The sequence below is a fragment of the Xanthomonas sp. LF06-19 genome (assembly GCF_034105425.1).
In the GTDB taxonomy this organism is placed as follows: Bacteria; Pseudomonadota; Gammaproteobacteria; order Xanthomonadales; family Xanthomonadaceae; genus Xanthomonas_A; species Xanthomonas_A sontii.
In genome coordinates this window covers 147484-167609 of the sequence record NZ_JAXGGH010000005.1, presented here as the reverse complement: position 1 = coordinate 167609, position 20126 = coordinate 147484, and the positions used below count along the sequence as shown (strand labels likewise).

Genomic DNA, 20126 nt, shown 5'->3' with positions numbered 1-20126 from the left:
GCCCGGGCATGATCGCCTTTGACGCCGAGGACCGCGCCGTACTGCTGGCGGTGAAAGGCGTCGGTCCCACCGTGGTCGCGCGCCTGGAACAATTGGGCGTGCACTCGCTGCAGGCGCTAGCCGCCTGCGATGCACGGCAACTCACCGAACAGGCCGCGGCGCTGCTCGGCTCCACCTGCTGGCGCAACAGCCCGCAAGCGCGCGCGGCCATGAGCGGCGCCATCGCCGCGGCGCAGGCGCACTTGCTCAAGCACTCCACCAAGACACCTTAAGGGCCTATTGGGCCCATTTAGCCGCCATCGGCGCGCAGCCGCGCGCCGGAGGGGATTGGTGATTCGGGATTGGGGATTCGCAACGGCGGCTTGGTTGACGCCTGAAGCGCTACGGGCTCGCCACACCAACCGATCAGTTGGGCGGCACCGACGGTCCGCTTTTACCAATCCCCAATCCCGCCAAGCGCGCAGCGCGAGGCACCTCCCTACTCCCGCCCGAACCGCTCCTCGAAGAAGTCCTCGAGCATCCGGTAGGCACGCTTGGCCGCACGCGGGTTGTACTGGCAGCCCGGCGGGCTGTTGGCGTCGGCTTCGGCGAAGCAATGCACGGCACCGCTGAAGTTGACGAACTGCCAGTCGGCGCCGGCGCCGTTCATTTCCTGCTCGAAGGCGGCGATATCGTCGCGACTCACACTCTTGTCGTCGGCACCATTGAGCACCAGCACCGGTGCCTTGGCGCTGCCTGCGGCTGCCGGTGCCGCCGTGGCCAGGCCACCGTGCAGGCTGACCACGCCGGCGAGCGGCGCACCGGCACGGACCAGTTCCAGCACCGTGGTGCCGCCGAAGCAGAAGCCGACCGCACCGATCCGGGCCGGATCCAGCGGTGCCTTGCCGGCCTGCGCCTTCAGCGCCGCCACCGCCGCCAACGCCCGCGCGCGCAGCGTGGCCGGATCCTTCTTCAACGCGCCGGCGAACTGCCCGGCCTCGGTATCGTTGGCGGGTCGCTTGCCCTTGCCGTAGACGTCGGCCACCAGCACCACGTAGTCGTCGCCGGCCAGGCGCTTGGCCTTCTCCACCGCGGAGTCGTTGACGCCGCGCCAGTTCGGCACCATCACCAGGCCGGGGCGCGTGTCGTGGTCGGCATCGTCGTAGACCAGCACGCCGCTGAAGGTGTCCTTGCCGACCTGCCACTCCACCGGCTTGGCCTGCATCGCCGCCCAGGCCGGCAGCGGCAGCACCAAGGCCAGCCCGAGCAGACCGGTCCACCGCAGCATCGATCGTATGCGCATCGCCCTTCTCCCGTGGGAACCAGGCGGCAGTCTAGAACGTGCCATGCACGTCGAGGTGAGGGCGACGGCGGCCGGCGATGGCGATGGGACAAGGCGCACAGCGCCGTCGCATGGCGGCCCGGCGAATGCTTCCGGGCATGCTCTTTCCGCCGCCCCCATGACGGACAGCGACATCAGCGACCGCGTGCGCCGACGCCGCGCCGAGGCTCAGGCGATGCCCAGCCCCGGAATGGCGCTGATCGCATCCGGGTCGAACCCGGCCAGCGCGGCGAAATGGCGGCCGCGCGCCACGTAGTCGCGGTAGGCGCCGAAGCTGGGCGCACCGGGCGACAGCAGCACCACGCCGCCCTGCTCGCCCAGCGCCGCGCGCGCCAGCGCCACCGCCTCCGCCAGGTCGGCCGCGGCATGCAGGCCGAAGCCGGCGTCGGCGGCCAGCGGCGCCAGCAGCGCGTGGATGCGCGGGCCGTTGGCGCCCAGGGTGACGATCTCCAGCGGTGCCCCGCCATCGCGCATGTGGTCGGCGAAGTCCTGCCAGTCCAGGCCGCGGTCGTGGCCGCCCACCAGCAGCGCGATGCGCCGCCCGCGGAAGCACTCCAGCGCCGCGAGGCTGGCATGCGGCGTGGTGCTGATCGAGTCGTTCACATAGGTCACGCCATCGCGCGTGCCCAGGGTCTGCAGCCGGTTCGGCAGCGGCCGGAAACGATCGGCCGCCGGCGCCAGCGCCGCCGCATCCAGGCCCAGCGCCTCCACCGCGGCCAGCACCGCGCACAGGTTGCCGCGGTTGTGCCGGCCCGGCAGCGGCGCCTGCGCGCTGTCGTACACCGCGCTGTCGCCGCGGTAGACCACCTCGCCGCGCATGTGCCAGCCGTCCTCGCGGTTGAACCAGCGCACCTCGCTGTCGGGCAACTGCAGGGCGGCCAGTTGCGGATCGGCGGCGTTGAGCAGGGCGAGGCGCGGCCGCGCATGGGTGACCAGCTCGAGCTTGTCGGCGATGTAGCGCGCCTGGCTGCCGTGCCAGTCCAGATGCTCGGGAAACAGGTTCAGCACCAGCGCCAGCTGCGGCCGCGCGCCGCTGCGGGCGACATCGCCGGTCTGGTAACTGGACAGTTCGACCGCCCAGTACTGCGGCGGCGGCATCGGCGCCAGCACTTCCAGCAGCGGCACGCCGATGTTGCCGACCAGGCCGGTGCGATGGCCGCCGGCGCGCAGCAGGTGCGCCAGCAGCGCGGTGGTGGTGCTCTTGCCCTTGGTGCCGGTGACGCAGACGCTGCCGGGCACCACGCCGTCAGCGCCGGCGTGTTCGGCGAACCACAGCGCGGTGCCGCCGATGAAGCGCGTGCCGCGCGCCGCGGCGGCCTGTGCCTCGGGCCGGTACGGACTGATCCCGGGCGACTTGATCACCACATCGAACGCGGCCAGGCACTCGGCGCTGGCCTCGGTCTCGACATGCAACGCAGGATCGTGCAGCGCGGCGATCTCCGCGGCCTCCTCAGCCGAACAGAACACCGTCAGCGGCAGCGCGCGTGGCGATTCCGCGTTCCCAATTCCTGCTTCCCAGCCACGCACGGCCGCATACGCTGCACGGCCCTCGCGACCCCAGCCCCACAGCGCGACGCGCTGCGACTCAAGCTGCGAAATTCGCACGCACGCGTTCCCACAGGTCGGCCGGGATGCGGTGCTGCGCGTCCAGTTCCAGCAGCGGCTCCACGCGCAGGTCGGCGGGGTCGAGCTGCGGCTGGATCTCGCGGATGAAACGCGCCACCAGCGCGTCCTCCTTCCATTCCGCACGCGCCGCCAGCGCCGCCATCGCCGCGCGCGACTCGCGGCCTTCGCCGACGCACTCGAACGGCTTGTGGTCCTGGAACTCCAGCAGCGCGTCGAAGCCGCCGGCCTGACCGGCGTCGTCGAGCAGGTTGCGGCCGAAGATGCGCACCAGCCGTGTCTTCGGCATGAACGGCGCCAGCGCCAGGAACACGAAGTGACACTTCGGGCAGACCCCGCACCAACGGTGCGCCGGGCGCTCGCCGAGGATGTGGAAATTGCGGTTGCAGCTGGAGAAATGCGCGTCGTAGTGATCGGTCTTGGCGAACTGCCGCGCCACCGCCAGTTCCGACAGCGGACGCAGCAGCGAGTAGTAGCGCAGGTCCGCGGCCACGTAGCGCTGCACCTGCGTAGCGAACGCCTGCTCGAAAGCCCAGCCCTTGGACCACTGGTGGTTGACCTCGCCGGTGCCGGCGATCTGGCTGCCGTAGCTGGCCGAATGTTCGTTGGAGAACACCACCTGGCCGGCGTCGTGCAGCACCGCGGCAAACACCAGGATCGCCGAGTTCACTGCGGTCACCGGGATGTGGCCGTTCCACGCGCCCTGACGGTTCAGCTCGAACAGCTCCGGCGCCAGCGTGCGGCCGATGTTCAAGGTCGGCAGCCCGGTGCGCTCGGCGCAGGCGCGGATCAGCTGCGAGCCGCCGATCCAGGTCACCGTCTGCGCCACGCCGGCCGCGCGCAACGCCTCGATGCTGACCAGCGAATCCTTGCCGCCGCCGATCGCCACCAGCGCCTGGTCGCGCAGCCCCAGCGCCGTGGCGTCGGCCGCCTCGGCGTCCGCGGCCGGGAAGCGGATGCGCCCGCGCAGGTCCAGGCCGTTGCGATAGGCGAACTCGCCCAGGCCATGCAGGTACACGCTGTCCAGCAGCGCGGCGGTCTCGGCATCGATGGCGTAGTCGTCGATGACGATGCGCGGCGGCACCGCCGCCTTGTAGTAGCTGACGCCGGCGATCAGGTGCAGCAGGCGCAGGGCGCGCTGTGCCGCCTGCGCGCGCGCCGGGTCGAGCGTGAACGGCGCGCCGGGCACGGTGATGGTCTCCACCAGCTCCGGGCCGTCGTCGAACGCATAGACCAGGCGCGCCACGCCGCTGTCGGCGTCGAAGCCGCAGCGCACGAAGCGGAAGGTGGCGATCTGCTGTTTGTCGAAAGCGGTCATGGACGTCCTGCAAGCACACGGGTGTGCCGCAAGTAGCGGCGGCACAGAAGAAATTCGAGCATCGAAAACGGCAAGGCGGCCCACAGCAGCGGCAGGCAGCCGAATACGAACGCCATCAGCAGCAGTTGCCAGTGCTGTCCGGCCGGCACCGACGCGGCGGAGGCCAGCACGGCCACCAGCACATACAGCGCCAGCGCCGGCACGTAGGCCAACGCGGCCAGGAGCGAGGTGCGCAGGGCCAGCGCGCCGGTGCTCGCCGCGGGCCCGCGGCGCTGCCAGCGCACCGCCAGCCATGCGCCGATGGCAGCGGCGGCCAACGCCGGCAACGCCCACTTCAGGCTGTCGGTCCACGGCAGCGACGTACCCGACTGATCCACCGCGGTGGCAGCCACCATCGCAAGCGCGCCGGCCGCGGCGCTGCCCGCGACGAATTCAGTCTGCGTGCCCATCGATCGCCTCCTCGCGGGGCAATTCGCGCTGGTTGTAGGTGCTGGCCATGCTGTAGCCGTAGGCGCCGGTATCGGCGATCAGCATCACGTCGTCTGGCGCGGTGCCCGCCGGCAGGCGCCGGCGCTTGCCGAACACGTCGCTGGATTCGCAGATCGGCCCGACCACGTCGAACACGGTCTCGGCCGGCTGTTCCAGGCGGCTCAGGTTCGCCACGTCGTGCCAGGCGTCGTACAGCGCCGGGCGGATCAAGGTGTTCATGCCGGCATCCAGACCGACCCGACGGATGCCGTCCTTGTCGATCACCTGGGTGGCGCGGGCCAGCAGCACGCCGCATTCGGCGACCAGATAGCGGCCCGGCTCGATCGCCAGGCGGAACGCCGGATGCACGGCCTTGGCCTCGGCCAGGCCCTGGGCGAAGGTCTCCAGGTCGAACGGTTCGTCGTCGGCGCTGTACGGGATCGGCAGGCCGCCGCCGATGTCGATGACCTCGACGCTGCCGATGCGCCGGGCGAAGCCGGCCAGCTCGTCGCACATGCGCCGCCAGTGCTGCACGGTCTCCACGCCGCTGCCCAGGTGCGCGTGCAGGCCGACGATGCGGATGTCCAGCGCGCGCGCGGCCTCCACGAACTCGTCGACGCGGGTCGCCGACAGGCCGAACTTGGAGGCCTTGCCGCCAGTGTTGACCTTCTCGTGGTGGCCGTCGCCATGGCCCAGGTCGATGCGCAGCCACAGGCTGCGGCCACGGAACAGCTCCGGCCAGCGCTGCAGCGCCTCGACGTTGTCCACGGTCACGGTCACGCCCAGCGCGAACGCGGCTTCGTACTCGGCGCGGGGCGCGAAGCTGGGGGTGAACAGCACGCGGCGCGGCGACAGCTCCGGCACGATCTCGAACACCCGGCGCAGCTCGCCGTGCGAAACGCACTCCAGGCCGAAGCCTTCCTCGACCAGGGTCTGCAGGATCGCCGGATGCGCGTTGGCCTTGATTGCGTAGTAGCGCTGGTCCACCGCGGCGATCGCCTTGAGCGCGCGCGCGCGTTCGCGCAAGGTCGGCAGGTGATAGATGTAGCGCGGCGTGCCGGCCTCGGCCAGACGCAGCAGATGCGCGCGCTCGCCCTGCCACCACGGCACCGGCCGCGGCCGCACCGTGCCGGCGATCTCGCGCCAGCGCGGGCCGAACACCTCGGTCTCTTCCACCGGCATCGCGCCGCTGTCGATCAGTTCGGCGTGCAGGATCGGCAGCAACCCGTCGGCGTCGGTCTCGTCGATGACGAAGGTCAGGTTCAGGTCGTTGGACGACTGCGAGATCATGTGCACGCGCTCCTTGCCGAACGTGGCCCACACGTCCGAGAGCTTGTGCAGCAGCGAGCGCATGCCGCGCCCGACCAGGGTGATCGCGGCGCACGGCACGATGATCTTGACCCGGCAGATCTCCGCCAGGTCGGCCGAAAGCGCGGCCAGCACGTCGGTGTTGACCAGGTTCTCGCTCGGGTCCAGCGACACGGTGACGTTGGTCTCGGCCGAGCCGATCAGGTCCACCGACAGCCCGTGCTTCTTGAACAGCGCGAACACGTCGGCCAGGAAGCCGACCTGCTGCCACATGCCGATGCCTTCCATCGACACCAGCACGATGCCGTTGCGGCGGCTGATCGCCTTGACCCCGGGCACGGTGCGGGCGTTGCCGTCGATGCTGGTGCCGGGCAGCTCCGGGCGCTCGGTGTCCAGGATCGCCATCGGCACGCCGCCGTCGCGGCACGGCTTGATCGAGCGCGGGTGCAGCACCTTGGCGCCGGTGGTGGCGATTTCCTGCGCTTCGTAATAGTCCAGGCGGGTCAGCAGGCGCGCATCCGGCACTTCGCGCGGATTGGCGCTGAACATGCCGGGCACGTCGGTCCAGATCTCGACCCGGCTGGCGCCGAGCAGCGCGCCGAAATACGCCGCCGAGGTATCCGAGCCGCCGCGGCCGAGGATGGCGGTGCCGCCGTCCTCGTGCCGGGCGATGAAGCCCTGGGTGATCAGCATGCGCGTGGGCTGGGCGACGAAGCGCGCGCGCCACTGCGGATCGGACTGCCACTGGCACGATACCGACAGGCGCCGCGACCAGGCGCTCTGGTTCGGCTGCGGCGGCAGCGCGTCCAGCCATTGCCGCGCGTCCATCCAGCCCATGTCCAGGCCGTTGGCACGCAGGTAGGCCGCGCCCAGGGTCGAGGACAGCAACTCGCCCTGCCCCAGCACCTCGGCCTGCCAGTCCAGCGTGCGCTCGGCGGCGCGCGGATCGGCGAGCAGGCCGCGCAGCGCCGCCAGGCGTTCGCCCAGCACCGCCTCGGCGTCCAGTTCCAGTTCGGCCAGGAACTCGCGGTGACGCTGCTCCAGCGCGGCGACGCGCTGCGCGCTGTCGGCGCTGCCGTCGGCGATCGCGGTCAGTTCGTTGGTGACCCCGGACAAGGCCGACACCACCACCAGCACCCGCGCACCGGTCTCCTCCGCGCGTTTTTTCGCCAGCCGTCCAATCGTGTCCCAGCGATGACGACGCGACACCGAAGTGCCGCCGAACTTGAGGACGATCCAGCGATCGACAGGAGAGGAAGCTGACATGGAGTGGGGGTGTCTGGAATGTGGGGAAAACGCCCGCATGCGCGGGCGGAACCCCCGATTCTACTGCCAACCGAGCGCCGATGAGCGAGCGCCGCTACCTGCAACTGGACGTCTTTTCCGCCAGCCCGGCGCCTGGCGTGGCGCTCGATGCCGCCGACCAGGACGCAGCGCGCATGCAGCGGCTGGCGGCGTGGCCGAACCTCCCGGAGACGGCGTGCTTCCTGCCGCCAGAGGCGGGCGCGGACTACCGTATTCGCATCTTCACCCAAGGGCGAACTGCGATTGGCCACCCCAGCGTCGGCGCCGCCTTGGCGGCGGGCGCGACGTCGCCAGCCAGGGACGCGAACTCGGGCGCGATAGCCGCGTCGAACTCCTGGTCGATGGCGAAGACGTGTGGAGCGGCGGTCTGGTGCAAGCGGTGATCGCTGGCAAGATCGCTTGGTAAGCTCCGGCCTCCCCCACCGCAGTCCGGAGTTCCCCCTCATGGCCGCACGCCGCTTCTTCCAGGTCGATGTCTTCTCCGCCCGCGCCGGCAACGGCAATCCGTTGGCCGTCGTGCTCGATGCCGATGGATTGGACGCCGCCACGATGCAGGCCATCGCGCGCTGGACGCGCCTGCCGGAAACCACCTTCGTGTTCGCGCCGACGCGGCCGGATGCCAGCTACGGCCTGCGCATGTTCAGCCCGCAGAAGGAAGTGCCGTTCGCCGGCCATCCCAGCGTCGGCACCGCGCACGTCGCGCTGGAAGCGGGCATCGCCAGCCCGCGCGACGGCGTCCTGACCCAGGACGGCATCGCCGGCCTGCTGCCGCTGCGGGTCGACGTGGATGCCGGAGTGCGCAGCATCGCCATCCGCACCCCGCGCGCGCAGGTGGCCGAGATCGCCGATGCCGCGGATCCACGCCTGCAGGCGGCGCTGCGCGGCTGGACGCTGGGCGCGCTGCCGCCGGTGCGCATGGACGGCGGCCGCTGCTGGTGGCTGGTCGAAGTGGCCGACGAAGCCGCGCTGCGCGCGCTGGCGCCGGACTGGGATGCGATCGCCGCCCTGGCCGAAAGCACCGCCAGCATGGGCGTGTTCGCCTACGCGCGCGCCAGCGGCCAGGCCTATGCAGTGGCCGTGCGCGCCTTCGTCGGCAACGGCCGGCGCTTCGAGGATGCGGCCTCCGGCGCGGCCAATGCGGTGCTGGCGGCATGGCTGGATCACAGCAAGGCCCTGCCCGGCCAGGGTGGCCGCTACGTCGCCAGCCAGGGCCGCGAGGTCGGCCACGATGCGCTGCTGACGCTGTGCGTCGACGAGGCCGGCGAGGTGTGGTCCGGCGGACAGGTGCAGACGGTGATCGAAGGCCACATCGACTGGCCCTGATCGCCGGCCGCCGCCCCGCACCGCGGGCGCGAACGCACGCGCAAAAACAAAGGGCGCCTCGCAAGGAGGCGCCCTTTGTTTTAGTCGGGCAATACGTCAGTCGGGCAGGACGTCGACACGGACGCGGATGCGATCGCCCGGAGGCGAGGCGGTGCGGGTGTGGTAGTAGCGGCCGCCGTATTCGTAGGTCACGTCGTAGCCGTCGACGCGGTCGTAGCGTTCGGTCCGATACGACACCGGGTCGCATTCGCGGACCACGCCGCCGCCGTAGCCGCCGCCGTAGCCGCGGGTATTGGAGTCGTAGATCGAGCGGCCTGCCAGGCTGCCGAGCATGGTGCCGACGGCGGTGCCGACGAAGCGGCCATTGCCGCCGCCGACGCGGCTGCCCAGCACGGCGCCGGCGATGCCGCCGACCACCGACGAGGCGGTGCGGCCGCCATCGGTACCGCGGTAGCCGTAATCGCTGGCGTAGCTGCCCGAGGCCGGGCGGTCGTAACAGCGCTCGGTGGTCTCGCGCGGGCCGTTGACCTGCACCATGATCGGATCGGCGCGCACCACGCGCGCATATTCGTAGGTGCCGGACGCGTAGCCACGGTCGCGGTAGTCGTCGTAGCGGGTATAACCGTAATCCTGCGCGGCGGCGGAGCCGATGACGCCTACAGCGAGCGCAGCGGTCAACAGACGGGTCGAGAGCTTGTTCATGGCGATGGTTCCAAGCGCGTGGATCGCGCGACTGCATGCTCGATCCGATGCGGTGAAACCAGACTGAATAGGGACGGCTGTGGCGCGCACATTTAGTGGCGCGACAGCTAGCAATCGATCACGCCACGCGGGACGGTGCAGAGGCGCAACGCGTCTGGCCTGCTATCGGTAGCGCCGCACGCGCGCGGCCCGGCATGCCGCCGGGCCGCGCCGGGGATTCCTCAGCCCAGTTCCGCTTCCAGGCTGATCGGCACCGCGCTCAGCGCCTTGGACACCGGGCAATTCTGCTTGGCGTCGTCGGCCACTTCGCGGAAGCGCGCGGCGTCGATGTTGGGCACCACGGCCTTGACCTTCAACCGGATCTGCGAGAGCTGGGGACCGCCTTCCATCGACAGGTCGACATCGGCGCGGGTGTCCAGCGCGGTCGGCGGGAAGCCGGCTTCGGTCAGCTTGGCCGACAGCGCCATGGTGAAACAGCCGGCGTGCGCGGCGGCGATCAGTTCTTCCGGATTGGTGCCCTTCTCGTCGCCGAAGCGGCTGTTGAACGCATAGCGGGTGTTCTCCAGCAGGCCGCTCTGCGGTGTGTTCAACCGGCCCTGGCCGGTCTTGAGATCGCCTTCCCAATGCGCGGTGGCGTGACGCGAAATGCCCATGCGAGGCTCCTGTCGGTGAGTGGAGCGCGGACCATAAGGGAGGCGGCGTTACGGGCTTGTGCTTCCGCGCGAAGGCGGCGGCGGCGGCGCGCGGCAGCGAAAATGCCCTGGCGCATCGCCGCGGATGTGCCGGCATCGGCGCCGTCCTCGGCAAAAAAGGCGTCGGTCGCGGCGAATATTCGCGTTTTTTGCTTCCGGCCTATTGGCGCGGCGTAGCACATGCCCTACATTTCGCCATGCCGACGGGGTCGGCGCGACCCAAACCACCAAATACGGAATCAGGACATCATGGCAAAGACCGCAAAAAAGGCTGCCCCGAAGAAGGCAGTGAAGAAGGTAGCGACCAAGGCTGCCGCCAAGCCGGCCGCTCCCAAGCCGATCAAGGACGTGCTGAGCAAGTCCGCGCTCGTCGCCCACATCGCCGAAACCAGCGGCGTGATCGCCAAGGACGTGCGCGCCGTGATGGCCTCGCTGGAGCACGCCGTGGCCGGTTCGGTCAGCAAGAAGGGCGCTGGCTCGTTCACCCTGCCGGGCCTGCTGAAGATCACCGCCGTCAGCGTGCCGGCCAAGCCGAAGCGCAAGGGCATCAACCCGTTCACCAAGGAAGAGCAGTGGTTCGCCGCCAAGCCGGCCACCACCAAGCTCAAGGTGCGCCCGCTGAAGAAGCTCAAGGACGCCGCGCTCTGAGCAGCGTCGCCTGATCCAGGCAAGCACACCGACGAGACGGCCCCGGCCGTCTCGTTTTTTTTGTGTCTGCTGCGCACCTGGGTTGACGGCCCGCTAAGGCGACGGCCGCTATACCGGTGATTCCCTTCGACAGGATCACCTGCATGAAACTACAGGGCTTTCTCGACCAACTGCTGCAATCGGCGCAGGGCGCCGCCGGCCAGGCCATGGCCAAGACCGGCACCGGTGCTCCTGCCGCACCGGCGCACGCCGGCGCCGGCGGCCTGGGCGGCCTGCTCAACGCCGACTTCGGCAAGGGAGCCCTCAGCGGCGGCGCACTCGGCCTGCTGCTCGGCAAACACCGCACCACCCGCAAGCTGGCGACCTACGGCGGCCTTGCCGCGTTGGGGCTGATGGCCTATCGCGCCTACGGCGACTACCGCCGCCAGCAACTGGGCGCCGCCGCACCCGAACCGCAGACGCTGGACCGGCTGCCGCCGCTGGACGTCGAGCAGCACAGCCAGGCGGTGCTGCGCGCGCTGGTCGGCGCAGCCAAGGCCGATGGCCATCTGGACGAGCACGAGCGCCGCCTGATCGAAGGCGAGTTCGCCCGCCTCCACGGCAACGATGCCGACGTGCAGCAGTGGCTGCATGCGGAACTGGAAAAGCCGCTGGATCCGGCCGAGGTGGCGCGCGCGTCGACCAGTCCCGAGATGGCCGCGGAAATGTACCTGGCCAGCTTGCTCGCCGCCGACGAACAGGGCTTCATGGAGCGCAGCTACCTGGACGAGCTGGCGCGGCAGCTCGGCATCGACGACGCTCTGAAGCAGCGCCTGCAGCAACAGGCGGCTGCCCTGCACGCGGACTGAGCGCATGGCCGCGACGCCCACGCTTTCGCCAGCGCAACGCCTGCGCCGCGACGTGCTGCGTGCGGCGTTGCTGGCTGCGCTGGCGCTCGCCGCCGCCTGGGCCTGGCGGCATCCGTGGGCGCAGCGCCTGCGCGTCGGCTGGGAGTTGGCGCGCGCGCCGGCGCCGACGGCCCTGCACATGCCGGTCGAAGGCGTGGATCCCCGTCGCATCGCGGCCACCTTTGGCGCGCCGCGTGGGCGCGACCGCCAGCACGCCGGCGTGGACATCTTCGCCAGACGCGGCACGCCGGTGGTGTCGGCGACGCGCGGCATCGTCGTGGCCATCGCCGACCGCGGCCTCGGCGGCCGCCAGGTCTGGGTGCTGGGCCCAGCCCGGCAGCGGCACTACTACGCGCACCTGCAGGCGTGGGCACCGGGGCTGCAGGTCGGCGACCTGGTGCAGCCCGGCGACCCGCTGGGCGCGGTGGGCGACAGCGGCAACGCGCGCGGCACGCCGCCGCACCTGCACTATGGCGTCTACGCCGAGGGCGGCGCCTACGATCCGCTGCCGCTGCTGCGCGCGGCACGCTGAACGGACGCACTGGAACAGAGCGTCGCGAGCGACAGGCTCGTGGTGCCGCTCGCGCGCGCCTATCTTGGAGGCACACCCCGCGTGCGCCACTGCCATGACTGCCTCCCAACGCTATCGCGTCACCGTCACCCCGATCCAGGACGACGGCCTGCCCTGCCAGGGCCGCTGCACCATCGAACTTGAGGCGCGCTGTCGGCAGGACTGGATGCGCCTGCTCGAGGCGGCACAGCGCCAGCCCGGACTGCGCGGCGACGAGCGCGCCGCGCTGATCGTCGGCACGCAGTTGCTGCGCGGCCTCGGCGAGCGCAGCGAGGGAGAGGCGCGTGAACTGCTGGCGCCGCTGCAGCCGGCGCTGGACGCGCTGCTGGCACGGCTGGCGCTGCCGGCCGCCTGAGCGATGACCCCGCGCCGCCGGTTCCGCTAATCGCGCATTCACCGGCCACCGTTATGGTGAATTCCTCTCGTTCGCCCAGGGCTTCCCGATGATCTTCCGCAAGTTCACCCTGCGCGCGGCGGCGCTGCTGGCGCTCGCCGTCGCCACCCAGGCCCAGGCCGAGCCGACCATCCAGGGCCATCAGGTCAGCGTCGGCGCCGCCGACGTGCAGCATTACCTGGACAGCAGCTTCCCGCAGACGCACAAGGCGTTGGGCGGGCTGCTCAAGATGACCGTCCGCGACCCGAAGCTGAGCCTGCCGCCGGGTGATCGCCTGAAGATGCAGTTCGACCTGAGCATGGCCACCGGCGGCGGCGCGCCGACGCCACTGGGCCAGGTCCTGCTGACCAGCGCGCTGCGTTACGACCAGCAGAGCCAGAGCTTCCACCTGCAGTCCCCGACCATCGATGATTTCCGCCCGGCTGCCAATGGCGGCAAGCTCGACGCCAATACGCGTGAGCTGCTCAATGCCTGGCTGGAGGACTACGCGCGCAAGGAGCCGATCTACAAGCTCGATCCGCGCCTGACCGCGATGCTGGGCGATGTGCAGATCCAGTCGGCCGGCGTGGAGAACGGTGCGCTGGTGGTGCGCTTCAACCAGGACATCGGCAAGCTGGTGCCGGCGGGCATGCTTCCCGCGCAGTAACCCGCGCGACGTCCGGGGTGCGGCGGCAGCCGCCACCAGCAGCGCATACAGCAACGGCGGCCTCGGCCGCCGTTGCTATTCCCAGGTGCTCCCACATCCGCCACCATCGCGGCGGCGCAGGCGAATCGCCAGGCCTCAGCCCAGCGCCTTGGCCACCGCCTGCGCGAACGCCGGGATGTCGTCCGGCTTGCGGCTGGTGATCAGGTTGCCGTCCACCACCACTTCCTGATCCTCCCAGCGCCCGCCGGCATTGGACAGGTCGGTCTTCAGCGACGGCCACGAGGTCACCTGGCGGTCGCGCACCAGCCCGCTCTCGGCCAGCAGCCACGGGCCATGGCAGATCGCCGCCACCGGCTTGCCGGCGCTGGCGAAGGACTGGATGAAGGCGATCGCGGTCGGCTCGGTGCGCAGGCTGTCCGGGTTGATGACGCCGCCCGGCAACACCAGCGCGTCGTAGTCGCCGGCCTGGGCCTGCTGCAGGCGCTTGTCCACCGGCACGCTGTCGCCCCAGTCCTTCTTGTTCCAGCCGCGAATGCTGCTGGCGTCGCCCGGCGCGATCACGTCGACCTGGGCGCCCCAGGATTCGAGCAGGCGCTTGGATTCCTGCAGTTCCGACTGTTCGAAACCGTCGGTGGCCAGGACAGCCACCTGCTTGCCGGCAAGGGAAGGCATTGCGCTCACGGGACACTCCTCGAGTAGGGGGAGTCCCACCGTAGAAACGCGCCGGTGGCAGTGCCGTGAACCGCGCGTCGGCGCGGCGTGCACGGCTGGACGCGACCTCAGCGCTTGGGCTGCAGCATGGTGCCGGTGCAGTTCTTGGCGCCGCAGCGGCATTCCCAAATCTTCTTCAGCCGTGGCGTGTGCCGCTCGGCCAGGGTGATGCCGTAGTTGTAGGTGAGTTCTTCGCCGGGCTTGATGTCGCGCAACGCCTCGATCACCACCTTGTCCTTGCGGCGGTCATCGCCCTCGGCCTCGACGATCACCGCTTCGCAGTTCGGCGCACAGCTGTGGTTGATCCAGCGCGCGTCGTTGCCCTCGTAGTTGGCGTCGATCACGTAGTCGTCGCTGAGGGTGAACAGGAAGGTGTGCCCGGTCTCGACGTCGCCGGCCTCGTCGCGGTCGACTTCGGCGTGGCTGCGGCGGCGGCCCTTGTATTCGATGACCCGCTCGCCTTTCTTGAGCGGCAGCACGGCGAACACGCCGTTGCCATGGATGCGGGACTTGCGGGCGGCGATCTTGCGGGGCATGCGGCGATCCGGACAGGAAAGCCTAGATTCTGGCGCACATCGCCCGCGATCCCAAGCCCGTGCGTGCCGGCCCGCCGACCGCGTCCCCGCTCCGGCCCGATCGTACCGATCGAAATAAGAGATGAATGGCCCGGTTGGACGCTGCGGCGCAAAAGAGTACAATTTCGGTCCGCATTGAAAAACCACCGTGTCGCCATGCTCCGCGTCACCAAGCTCACCGATTACGCCACCGTCGTGCTGACCGTGCTCGCCGCGCGTCCGAACGAAGTGTTGAGCGCGACCGAACTGGCCGAACAGGCCGGTCTGGAGCCGCCCACGGTCAGCAAGCTGCTCAAGCCGCTGGCCCAGGCCGGCCTGGTCGAGGGCCTGCGCGGCGTGCGCGGCGGCTACCGGCTGGCACGCCCGGCCGACGCCATCACCCTGATCCAGATCGTCGAGGCGATGGAAGGCCCGCTGGCGATCACCGAATGCAGCCACCACGGCAGCCAGTGCAGCATCGCCCAGACCTGTGGCGTGCGCTCCAACTGGCGGCTGATCAACGACGTGGTCGCCGACGCGCTGCGCGGCGTGACCCTGGCGCAGATGCTCCACCCCCTCCCCCCCTCCGGCGATCCGAAACGGCGTCCCATCGCCGTGCGGTTCGCGACCACCTGACCTGTAGGCAGCCCCATGGCCACCGAAAACGCTGAAATCCTGGAACGGCTGGGACGTCGCTACGACGCCGGCTTCATCACCGACATCGAATCCGATTCGTTCCTGCCCGGCCTGAACGAGGACGTCGTGCGCGCCCTGTCCGTAAAGAAGGACGAGCCGGAATGGATGACCGAATGGCGCCTGGCCGCCTACCGGCACTGGCTGAAGATGCCGATGCCGCACTGGGCCAAGCTGGACATCGCGCCGATCGACTTCCAGGCGCTGAGCTACTACTCCGCACCCAAGGGCCCGAAGTACGCCTCGCTGGACGAGGTGCCGAAGGAGCTGCTGGACACCTACGACAAGCTCGGCGTGCCGCTGCACGAGCGCGCCAAGCTGGCCGGCGTGGCGGTGGACGCGGTGTTCGACTCGGTCTCGGTCGGCACCACCTTCCGCAAGGAACTGGCCGAGAAGGGCGTGATCTTCTGCTCGATGTCCGAGGCGATCAAGGAACACCCGGAGCTGGTCAGGCAGTACCTGGGCAGTGTGGTGCCGGTCGGCGACAACTTCTTCGCCGCGCTCAACTCGGCGGTGTTCTCCGACGGCAGCTTCGTGTTCATCCCCAAGGGCGTGCGCTGCCCGATGGAGCTGAGCACCTATTTCCGCATCAACGCCGGCCACACCGGCCAGTTCGAGCGCACCCTGATCGTGTGCGAGGACAAGGCCTACGTGTCCTACCTGGAAGGCTGCACCGCGCCGATGCGCGACGAGAACCAGTTGCACGCGGCGGTGGTCGAGCTGGTGGTGCTGGAAGACGCGGAGATCAAGTACTCCACCGTGCAGAACTGGTACCCGGGCGACGAGGAAGGCCGCGGCGGCATCTACAACTTCGTGACCAAGCGCGGCGAGTGCCGCGGCGCGCGCAGCAAGATCACCTGGACCCAGGTCGAGACCGGTTCGGCGATCACCTGGAAGTACCCCTCGTGCGTGCTGCTGGGCGACGACTCGGTGGGCGAGTTCCACTCGGTGGCGCTGACCCATCACCGCCAGCAGGCCGACACCGGCACCAAGATGATCCACGTCGGCAAGCGCACCAAGAGTAAGATCGTCAGCAAGGGCATCAGCGCCGGCCGCGGGCAGAACACCTACCGCGGTCTGGTCAAGGTGGAGCGCAGCGCCGAGGGCGCGCGCAACTACACCCAGTGCGACTCGCTGCTGATCGGCAAGCAGTGCGGCGCGCACACCTTCCCGTACATCGAGGTGCGCCACCCCACCGCCACCGTCGAACACGAGGCCACCACCTCCAAGATCAGCGACGACCAACTGTTTTACTGTCGTGCCCGCGGCATCGACCAGGAGAACGCGGTATCGATGATCGTCGACGGCTTCTGCAAGCAGGTGTTCCGCGAACTGCCGATGGAGTTTGCGGTGGAAGCCAAGAAGCTGCTGGAAGTCTCGCTCGAAGGCTCGGTCGGCTGACGCCTTTCCTTCTCCCTCTGGGAGAAGGTGGCGCGAAGCGCCGGATGAGGGTACGTGCGCAGCCTCGCACACCCAAACCCGCGAGATGCTTCGCACCGCTCCCTCACCCCAACCCCTCTCCCGGTGGGAGAGGGGCTACATCAAAGAATTCTGACGGACCATCCCATGCTCACCATAGAAAACCTCCACGCCTCCGTCGCCGGCAAGGACATCCTCAAGGGCCTGTCGCTGCAGGTGAAGCCCGGCGAAGTGCACGCCATCATGGGCCCCAACGGCGCCGGCAAGTCCACCCTGGGCAACGTGCTGGCCGGCCGCGACGGCTATGAAGTCACCAACGGCAGCGTGCGCTTCGACGATGCCGACCTGCTCGAACTGGAACCGGAGGAGCGCGCCGCTGCCGGCCTGTTCCTGGCCTTCCAGTACCCGGTGGAAATCCCCGGCGTGAACAACACCTACTTCCTGCGCGCCGCGCTCAACGCGCAGCGCAAGGCGCGTGGCGAGGCCGAGCTGGATTCGATGCAGTTCCTCAAGCTGGTCCGGCAGAAGCTGGCGGTGCTGCACCTGAAGGACGAACTGCTGCACCGCGGCGTCAACGAGGGCTTCTCCGGCGGCGAGAAGAAGCGCAACGAGATCTTCCAGCTGGCGGTGCTGGAGCCGAAGCTGGCGATCCTCGACGAGACCGACAGCGGCCTGGACATCGACGCGCTCAAGACCGTGGCCGAAGGCGTCAACGCGCTGCGCTCGCCGGAGCGCGCGTTCGTGGTGATCACCCACTACCAGCGCCTGCTCGACTACATCAAGCCGGACGTGGTGCATGTGCTGGCCGACGGCCGCATCGTGCAGACCGGCGGCCCCGAGCTGGCGCTGGAGCTGGAAGCGCACGGTTATGCCTGGCTGAAGGAGCGCGTGGCGCCCGAGGCGGCCGTGCAATGAGCGCCCTGCTCGACTCGCTGGCCGCCGCGTTCCACGGCGATGCCGCACGCCGCGCGCCGCTGGAGCAGGCGCTGCGCGACGGCCTGCCCGGCACGCGCAGCGAAGCCTGGAAGTACACCTCGCTGCGCGCACTGGAACGGCGCAGCTTCGCGCCTGCACCACAGAACGCGCCGGCGGTGGACGCGGCCTTGCTCGACGGTATCCCGGCGCCGCGCCTGGTGTTCGTCAACGGCCGCGCCAGCGATGCGCTGTCGGATCTGAGCGGCCTGCCGGCCGGGGTGGAGCTGCAGCGGCTGTCGACCATTCTGCGCAGCGGCGACGCTGCCATGCGCTTCCTCGGCCGCCGCTTCGAGCGCAGCGACGAGGTGTTCGCCCAGCTCAACGCCGCCCTCGCCGACGAAGGCAGCGTGCTGCGGGTGGACGCCGGCGTGCGCGTGGAACTGCCGCTGCACCTGGTGTTCGTCTCCACGGCCGCAGAGGCCGACCTGGCCTGGCACCATCGCCACCTGATCGAACTGCGCCAGGACGCGGCGCTGGCCGTGGTCGAGCATCACCTGCATGCCGGCGATGCCGCGCACCTGAGCAACAGCCTGGCGCACGTGCACCTGGCCGCCGGCGCGCAACTGACCCACGCCCGCGTGCAGGACGAGGCCGCCGGCGTCACCGCACTGCTGCGCACCGATGCGGTGCTGGCGCGCGACGCGCAGTACCGGCGCGTGGACCTGGAACTGGGCGGCGCGCTGGTCCGGCACGAACTGAATGTGCGCCTGGAGGGCGACAACGCCCGGCTGGTCGCCAATGGCGTGCTGCTCGGCAACGGCCGGCGCCAGCTCGATACCCGCCTGGGCATCGAGCACATCGCCCGCGACACCGCCTGCGAACTGCTGTGGCGCAGCGTCGCCACCGGGCGCAGCCGCGTGGCCTTCCATGGTGGCATTCATATCCGCCACGGTGCCGACGGCACCGACGCGGCGCTGTCGAACAAGAACCTGCTGCTGTCCGCCGACGCCGAGATCGACACCCAGCCGGTGCTGGTGATCGACGCCGACGAGGTCAAGGCGGCGCACGGCGCCACCGTCGGCCAGCTCGATGCCAATGCGCTGTTCTACCTGCGCTCGCGCGGGCTGCCGCAGGAACGCGCCCAGCAACTGCTGACCGCCGCGTTCTGCCGCGAGCCGGTCGGCACGCTGGAACCGGTGCTGGGCGAAGGCCTGCTGGCACGGCTGGAGCGGGCGCTCAGCGCCGCAGGCGTGGCATGAACGGGCCCGCCGCGCATACCGTCACGCCGCAGGCGCCGGACTGGGACGCGGTCCGCCGCGACTTCCCGCTGCTGATGCGGGAAGTGCACGGCAAGCCGCTGGTGTACTTCGACAACGCCAACACCGGGCAGAAACCGCTGCAGGTGATCGCGGCGACCGACGCGTTCTACCGCCGCCACAACGCCAACGTCAGCCGTGCCGTGCACGCGCTCGGCAGCGAGGCCACCGAGGCCTACGAAGGCGCACGGACCCGGCTGGCGCGCTTCCTCAACGTGCGCGCCGACGAACTGGTGCTGTGCAGCGGCGCCACCTTCGCGCTGAACCTGGTGGCGTACTCGTGGGCATTGCCGCGGCTGCGTGCCGGCGACACCATCCTGGTGTCGCGCATGGAACACCACGCCAACATCGTGCCCTGGCAACTGGTCGCGCAGCGCACCGGCGCCACGATCAAGGTCGCCGAGATCACCGCCGACGGCGCGCTGGACCTGGACGCGTTGCGCGCGGCGATGACCGCCGACGTCAAGCTGCTGGCCCTGGCCCATGTCTCCAACGTGCTGGGCACGGTCAACCCGGTGCGCGAGATCTGCCGCGAGGCGCGCAAGCGCGGCATCGTCAGCGTCATCGACGGCTCGCAGGCCGCGCCGCACCGGCCACTGGACGTGGCCGCGATCGGCTGCGACTTCTACGCCATCACCGGCCACAAGATGTGCGGCCCGACCGGTACCGGCGCGCTGTGGGCGCGGCGCGAGCACCTGCAGGCGATGCCGCCGTTCCTGGGCGGCGGCGAGATGATCAAGGAAGTCAGCTTCGACGGCACCGTGTTCAACGACCCGCCGCACAAGTTCGAGGCCGGCACCCCCAACATCGCCGGTTTCGTCGGCCTCGGCGCGGCGGTGGACTATCTGCAGGGGATCGGGCTGCAGCACGTGGAAGCGCGCGAGACCGAACTGCTCGCGCACCTCACCGAGGAACTGCAGCGGATCGACGGCCTGCGCCTGTTCGGTACCGCACCGGGCAAGGCCGCTGTGGTCTCGTTCCTGATCGAGGGCGCCCACGCCCACGACCTTGCCACCCTGCTCGACCTGGAAGGCGTGGCGGTGCGTTCCGGCCAGCACTGCGCGCACCCCCTGCTGCAGTTCTACGGCGTCGCCGCCACCTGCCGCGCCTCGCTGGCGTTCTACAACACGCACGCCGAGATCGAGCGTTTCGTGGCGGCGTTGCGGAAGGTGCGGACGTTGTTGGGGTGATTGAAGCTGGGAATCGGGAGTAGGGAATCGGGAATCGGCAAAGCGCTCCACGCACGGACTGTGCCTAGCGGGCAAGAGGTGTCCTCGCCTCCTTGAGAGCGCGCATTTCGATTCCCGATTCA

22 protein-coding genes are annotated in these 20126 nt (G+C 69.9%); 13 read left to right on the top strand and 9 right to left on the bottom strand.

Annotated elements, in window-relative coordinates:
• Positions 1–8: 8 nt before the first annotated feature.
• On the top strand, positions 9–272 hold the full coding sequence (locus SLW55_RS11820) for a helix-hairpin-helix domain-containing protein (protein WP_320745177.1): 264 nt from the start codon (positions 9–11) through the stop codon (positions 270–272).
• 206 nt (positions 273–478) lie between these two features.
• On the opposite strand, the gene SLW55_RS11815 is transcribed toward SLW55_RS11820, so the two are convergent.
• From SLW55_RS11815 to SLW55_RS11795, 5 genes are all read right to left on the bottom strand, one after another.
• A complete protein-coding gene (locus SLW55_RS11815) occupies positions 479–1282 on the bottom strand; it encodes a dienelactone hydrolase family protein (protein WP_150410860.1) in 804 nt (267 codons plus the stop codon).
• A 207-nt stretch (positions 1283–1489) separates the two neighbouring features.
• Complete coding sequence (gene murD, locus SLW55_RS11810) at positions 1490–2926, bottom strand: UDP-N-acetylmuramoyl-L-alanine--D-glutamate ligase (protein WP_267121089.1); 1437 nt, start codon at positions 2924–2926, stop codon at positions 1490–1492.
• Complete coding sequence (gene murL, locus SLW55_RS11805) at positions 2907–4262, bottom strand: UDP-N-acetyl-alpha-D-muramoyl-L-alanyl-L-glutamate epimerase (protein ID WP_320745176.1); 1356 nt, start codon at positions 4260–4262, stop codon at positions 2907–2909. Before murL ends, murD begins: the two co-directional genes overlap by 20 nt.
• Positions 4259–4711, bottom strand: coding sequence for a hypothetical protein (locus SLW55_RS11800; RefSeq protein ID WP_267095172.1), 453 nt, complete (start codon positions 4709–4711; stop codon positions 4259–4261). Before SLW55_RS11800 ends, murL begins: the two co-directional genes overlap by 4 nt.
• The gene (locus SLW55_RS11795) at positions 4695–7304 is read right to left on the bottom strand and encodes a bifunctional aspartate kinase/diaminopimelate decarboxylase (RefSeq protein WP_320745175.1); all 2610 of its coding nucleotides are present in this window, start codon (positions 7302–7304) and stop codon (positions 4695–4697) included. Before SLW55_RS11795 ends, SLW55_RS11800 begins: the two co-directional genes overlap by 17 nt.
• Before the next feature lie 80 nt (positions 7305–7384).
• On the opposite strand from SLW55_RS11795, the gene SLW55_RS11790 reads away from it, so the two are divergent.
• Complete coding sequence (locus SLW55_RS11790) at positions 7385–7726, top strand: PhzF family phenazine biosynthesis protein (RefSeq protein ID WP_320745174.1); 342 nt, start codon at positions 7385–7387, stop codon at positions 7724–7726.
• Between the two features lie 61 nt (positions 7727–7787).
• Positions 7788–8666 (top strand): PhzF family phenazine biosynthesis protein, encoded by an 879-nt coding sequence (locus tag SLW55_RS11785; protein ID WP_152237775.1) that lies wholly within the window; start codon positions 7788–7790, stop codon positions 8664–8666.
• 96 nt (positions 8667–8762) lie between these two features.
• Here the strand turns inward: SLW55_RS11785 and SLW55_RS11780 are convergent, their stop codons facing one another.
• Together SLW55_RS11780 and SLW55_RS11775 are read right to left on the bottom strand one after the other, a co-directional pair.
• Positions 8763–9368: a glycine zipper 2TM domain-containing protein gene (locus SLW55_RS11780; protein WP_017916410.1), complete on the bottom strand. Its 606-nt coding sequence runs from the start codon at positions 9366–9368 to the stop codon at positions 8763–8765.
• Positions 9369–9589: 221 nt separating this feature from the next.
• Positions 9590–10021 (bottom strand): OsmC family protein, encoded by a 432-nt coding sequence (locus SLW55_RS11775; RefSeq protein ID WP_017910837.1) that lies wholly within the window; start codon positions 10019–10021, stop codon positions 9590–9592.
• Positions 10022–10309: 288 nt separating this feature from the next.
• Here SLW55_RS11775 and SLW55_RS11770 point away from each other — a divergent pair, with 288 nt between their 5' ends.
• The 5 genes from SLW55_RS11770 (at position 10310) to SLW55_RS11750 (ending at position 13206) form a co-directional block, all read left to right on the top strand.
• Positions 10310–10708: an HU family DNA-binding protein gene (locus tag SLW55_RS11770; protein WP_026143706.1), complete on the top strand. Its 399-nt coding sequence runs from the start codon at positions 10310–10312 to the stop codon at positions 10706–10708.
• 143 nt (positions 10709–10851) lie between these two features.
• Complete coding sequence (locus SLW55_RS11765; RefSeq protein ID WP_267084796.1) at positions 10852–11556, top strand: tellurite resistance TerB family protein; 705 nt, start codon at positions 10852–10854, stop codon at positions 11554–11556.
• Between the two features lie 4 nt (positions 11557–11560).
• A complete protein-coding gene (locus SLW55_RS11760; protein WP_152239153.1) occupies positions 11561–12127 on the top strand; it encodes a M23 family metallopeptidase in 567 nt (188 codons plus the stop codon).
• A 94-nt stretch (positions 12128–12221) separates the two neighbouring features.
• Positions 12222–12521 (top strand): DUF3861 family protein, encoded by a 300-nt coding sequence (locus SLW55_RS11755; protein ID WP_010342007.1) that lies wholly within the window; start codon positions 12222–12224, stop codon positions 12519–12521.
• An 88-nt stretch (positions 12522–12609) separates the two neighbouring features.
• Complete coding sequence (locus tag SLW55_RS11750; RefSeq protein WP_152237779.1) at positions 12610–13206, top strand: DUF1439 domain-containing protein; 597 nt, start codon at positions 12610–12612, stop codon at positions 13204–13206.
• A gap of 135 nt (positions 13207–13341) precedes the next feature.
• On the opposite strand, the gene SLW55_RS11745 is transcribed toward SLW55_RS11750, so the two are convergent.
• Positions 13342–13878 (bottom strand): type 1 glutamine amidotransferase domain-containing protein, encoded by a 537-nt coding sequence (locus tag SLW55_RS11745; protein WP_267099632.1) that lies wholly within the window; start codon positions 13876–13878, stop codon positions 13342–13344.
• Between the two features lie 107 nt (positions 13879–13985).
• Positions 13986–14453, bottom strand: coding sequence for an SET domain-containing protein-lysine N-methyltransferase (locus SLW55_RS11740; protein ID WP_010342011.1), 468 nt, complete (start codon positions 14451–14453; stop codon positions 13986–13988).
• A gap of 195 nt (positions 14454–14648) precedes the next feature.
• On the opposite strand from SLW55_RS11740, the gene SLW55_RS11735 reads away from it, so the two are divergent.
• From SLW55_RS11735 to SLW55_RS11715, 5 genes are all read left to right on the top strand, one after another.
• Positions 14649–15107 (top strand): SUF system Fe-S cluster assembly regulator, encoded by a 459-nt coding sequence (locus tag SLW55_RS11735; protein ID WP_017913833.1) that lies wholly within the window; start codon positions 14649–14651, stop codon positions 15105–15107.
• 15 nt (positions 15108–15122) lie between these two features.
• Entirely contained in the window at positions 15123–16565 is a 1443-nt protein-coding gene (gene sufB, locus SLW55_RS11730; RefSeq protein ID WP_320745173.1) for a Fe-S cluster assembly protein SufB, read from the top strand.
• 165 nt (positions 16566–16730) lie between these two features.
• Positions 16731–17498 (top strand): Fe-S cluster assembly ATPase SufC, encoded by a 768-nt coding sequence (gene sufC, locus SLW55_RS11725; RefSeq protein WP_017909660.1) that lies wholly within the window; start codon positions 16731–16733, stop codon positions 17496–17498.
• Positions 17495–18757, top strand: a complete 1263-nt coding sequence (gene sufD, locus SLW55_RS11720) for a Fe-S cluster assembly protein SufD (protein ID WP_320745172.1) — start codon at positions 17495–17497, stop codon at positions 18755–18757. The genes sufC and sufD overlap by 4 nt, the downstream gene beginning before the upstream one ends.
• The gene (locus SLW55_RS11715; protein ID WP_320745171.1) at positions 18754–20004 is read left to right on the top strand and encodes a cysteine desulfurase; all 1251 of its coding nucleotides are present in this window, start codon (positions 18754–18756) and stop codon (positions 20002–20004) included. The genes sufD and SLW55_RS11715 overlap by 4 nt, the downstream gene beginning before the upstream one ends.
• The last annotated feature ends 122 nt before the right edge of the window (positions 20005–20126 follow it).